The 3,074-nt window shown below is 46.8% G+C and carries 6 protein-coding genes; 4 read left to right on the top strand and 2 right to left on the bottom strand.

The genetic code is table 11. The features are described from left to right. The 4 genes from F6K20_RS31480 to F6K20_RS31465 form a co-directional block, all read left to right on the top strand. The coding region (locus F6K20_RS31480; RefSeq protein ID WP_287297355.1) for a hypothetical protein at nucleotides 1–245 on the top strand (245 nt) is incomplete at its 5' end. A gap of 32 nt (nucleotides 246–277) precedes the next feature. Continuing rightward, the gene (locus F6K20_RS31475) at nucleotides 278–481 is read left to right on the top strand and encodes a DUF8624 family small hydrophobic protein (RefSeq protein WP_008190114.1); all 204 of its coding nucleotides are present in this window, start codon (nucleotides 278–280) and stop codon (nucleotides 479–481) included. Then, the gene (locus tag F6K20_RS31470; RefSeq protein ID WP_008190112.1) at nucleotides 474–983 is read left to right on the top strand and encodes a GNAT family N-acetyltransferase; all 510 of its coding nucleotides are present in this window, start codon (nucleotides 474–476) and stop codon (nucleotides 981–983) included. Before F6K20_RS31475 ends, F6K20_RS31470 begins: the two co-directional genes overlap by 8 nt. A gap of 52 nt (nucleotides 984–1,035) precedes the next feature. Next, on the top strand, nucleotides 1,036–1,794 hold the full coding sequence (locus F6K20_RS31465; protein WP_071102698.1) for a HEAT repeat domain-containing protein: 759 nt from the start codon (nucleotides 1,036–1,038) through the stop codon (nucleotides 1,792–1,794). A gap of 123 nt (nucleotides 1,795–1,917) precedes the next feature. On the opposite strand, the gene nblB is transcribed toward F6K20_RS31465, so the two are convergent. After that, nucleotides 1,918–2,580 (bottom strand): phycobilisome degradation protein NblB, encoded by a 663-nt coding sequence (gene nblB / locus F6K20_RS31460; RefSeq protein ID WP_071102697.1) that lies wholly within the window; start codon nucleotides 2,578–2,580, stop codon nucleotides 1,918–1,920. A gap of 85 nt (nucleotides 2,581–2,665) precedes the next feature. Further along, nucleotides 2,666–3,074: CBS domain-containing protein (locus F6K20_RS31455; protein ID WP_287297351.1), on the bottom strand; the 409-nt coding region annotated here is incomplete at its 5' end.

Below are 3,074 nucleotides of genomic sequence, written 5' to 3'. Positions count from 1 at the left end.
TAACTTTAAACCTCCAACCTCCAACCTCCAACCTTCAACCTCCAACCTCTAACCTCCAACCTCCAACCTCCAACCTTCAACCTGCAACCTCCAACCTTCAACCTCCAACCTCCAACCTCCAACCTCCAACCTCCAACCCCCAACCGTCAACCTTCAACCTTCAACCAAATAACCTTGGCCAAAAGGCCACGCGATCGCGTTCAACCGCTAAAAGCTTTGCCATTGTTGTAAGATGGAGAAAGTAAAGAATTGTTAAAATCAACGAACCATTAAATTCATGGCTATATTTCGTCAGTACATTGCTCCCCTACTGGCATTACTAGGCTTCTTAATTGCCCTATTGGCAGTCAGTTCTCGGATCTTTTTACCGAACGATATGCTAGCCCCTGCACCGATTGAAGAGTTTGACGCTGCCAGCATTCAAGCACCAGTATCGGCTCAGTTGGTTGTTAACCAAAATTCTGGGAACACTGGTGAGTAAGCCATTGTTAGCACGGTACCAGCTACGCCTGGGAACGGTACGAGAACGGGCAATTTTGGTGAAGTTCATGGAATTAACTTACCAAGAGCTTTTCCCAGAACAAAATGATTTTTCTCACCTGGCGAGGACTGTTAAACAGTACTTTTCCAGAGAAACCCCGCTGTGGTGGGTTACAGTAGCGGATGGGAACGTTTCTAGGAAAGGCTCTATCGTAACTCATCCCTTGCCAGTTGGTTGTCTGTGGATGGGAAATGGGGTTGATCAGGTAAATGGCGATCGCTATACCTATATTTTTTTACTGTACGTCATGCCAGCACACCGCCGTCAAGGCATTGGTTCAGCACTGATGCAGCAGGCTGAAGCTAGGGCAAGGGCAAGAGGCGATCGCCAAATTGGACTACAGGTGTTTCAATCGAATCAAGTCGCTTTGAACCTTTACCACGGACTGGGTTTTAGAACCCAATCTCTGTGGATGGTTAAACCATTGCACAGACAATACTAAATAAGAAATAAGACCCTGGTAGAATCAGGCAAGATAAGGTAGGTTATCAGGCATGTATGACGATGATGATCTGAGTTTACTGGATAATACGGCTTTACTAGAAAGCCCTTTAGATGACATAGAGCCGATTGAAGATGAGTTAGAAGCTCCCAAACCTGATCCAGAGGAAATGCTGGCTCTGTTAACGGCACCGGAAAGCCAGCAACGGATGCTAGCAGCTCGTGCTTTTTGTGAGTTGCAAGATGAGCGGGCAATTCCCCATCTGATTAACCTGTTAAATGATGTTTGTCCCTTAGTGCGGGTAAGTGCTGCCTATGGTCTAGGGCGCAATCCCAGTCCCACGGCAGTAAAGCCCTTGATTGACCAACTTAACCAAGATTGGAACGGTTATGTCCGTAAAGGGGTTGTCTGGGCATTGGGAAACTGTCGCGATCGCCGTGCTTTAGCGTCTCTAATTGATTCCCTAAAAACGGATATTCCTGCAGTGCGTTTGTGGGCAGCTAGTGCTCTGGCGCAAATGGCAGAGTTAGATTATGAAGAAGTAATCGCATCGATTCCGCCCTTGATTACTGGTTTAAGGAAAGACCCAGTAGCAGCAGTGCGCAGTAATTGTGCTTGGTCTATCGGGCAACTGTGTCGGGAATTGCCCTCCAATGCGGTTTACGCTGGTGCTATTGATGCCTTAATTGAAGCATTTGCTGATGATGAAGACCTAGGGGTAAAAGAAGACGCCAAAGCTGCCCTCTTGAAAGTGGGAGACCCCCGTGGACTTCAGATGATTGAAATGATCGAGATGGAAGGGTTTTTGTAATTGGGTTTGTTATTGCGTTGGGCACTTCCCACACTTCCTACACTTCCCACACTTCCCACACTTCCCACACTTCCCACACTCCCGCCTCTCCCCACACTCTTCTCCCTATTCCCTGTTCAAGCCTTATGCTTTTAAGCCCTCTTGCGCTACACTAGCCACCTGCTCAACACTGTCATTCGCTAATGTTTCTAGGACTGCCCTAGCTTCTTCTCCTCCCAGATTAACCAGTGCTTGTACTAACCGGTAACGAATTTGCCAGTCGGAATTAGTGGCAAAGGGAATCAACAGAGGCACAGCCCGGGGATCTCCCAATTCTCCTAAGGAACTAATGGCGGCGGTTTGGATTAAACTGATATCGGATTTGAGAGCGTCTTCTAAAAGTTGAAATGAACGGGGTTCACCTAGTTCCCCTAAGGCAGCTATAATACTAAATTTAATGATCCACTCAGTGGTTTGGTGATAGGTTTGCTCTAAATCATCATAGGCTTCGGTGAGCTTCAAGGCACTCAAGGAATCCGCTGCTGCTGCCTGAACATCTGGTTCTGGATCATTCAAAAGGCGATCGCGTAATAGGGTCAAAGCTAAGGTTAAATCCTGATTACCCAAGGTATGGAGCTGGCTGACTGCCCCATATCGAATCCGAACATTGTTATCGTTAACCAAGGGTTGAATTAGCTCAAACGCCACCGATGGTTCCAGCTGGCGTAGTTGGTTTAATCCACTAATGCGCTGGCCAAAATCCGGTGAATTCAGCAGCTGTTCGACAGATTCACGAGTAACGCTCATGGGTAAATTGCTCAATATCTAGCCAAAACTAAACTTACCATGTTGGTTGTTCACCGTGAACACTATTTGAGATAGAACAGTTCCCTTAATTCTGTAACTCAGCTGCCATAGCCCGGACAATATCCCCAGAGGTCAGAATTCCAATCACTTGCTCCGCTTCATCTGTTACTGGTAAATGGTGGATTGATTTTTCCTGCATCAACTTAGCCGCTTTCCGTAAGGGTTGATCCGGTTTGATGCTCATGGGATGACCAGTCATTACTTCCCCAGCGGTTTGTCCAAGTGCTTTATGGAGTTCTTGGTCATAACGGGCAGGATTTTCTAAGTAAATCACGCTGTCGAGAAACATGATATAGACTGGCGGTTCTACTCCTGTCTCCTGCCACAGCAAGTCAGTTTCTGAAATCACTCCCACCAATTTGCCTGCTTCGTTAACCACTGGCAAGCCACTGATGCTTTGTTCAGCAATAATTTTGATCACTTCCTTAATCGGA

Origin of the sequence: Moorena sp. SIO2C4 (assembly GCF_010672485.1) — a bacterium.
In the GTDB taxonomy this organism is placed as follows: domain Bacteria; phylum Cyanobacteriota; class Cyanobacteriia; order Cyanobacteriales; family Coleofasciculaceae; genus Moorena; species Moorena producens.
The sequence above is the reverse complement of the archived record's forward strand: the minus strand, read 5'-3'. Positions and strand labels throughout refer to the sequence as shown.

Bases quoted from the DNA above. Each gene is read 5' to 3' on its own strand.
- F6K20_RS31475 (WP_008190114.1), top strand. From the start codon at position 278: ATGGCTATATTTCGTCAGTACATTGCTCCCCTACTGGCATTACTAGGC.
- F6K20_RS31465 (WP_071102698.1), top strand. From the start codon at position 1,036: ATGTATGACGATGATGATCTGAGTTTACTGGATAATACGGCTTTACTA.
- nblB (WP_071102697.1), bottom strand. From the start codon at position 2,580: ATGAGCGTTACTCGTGAATCTGTCGAACAGCTGCTGAATTCACCGGAT.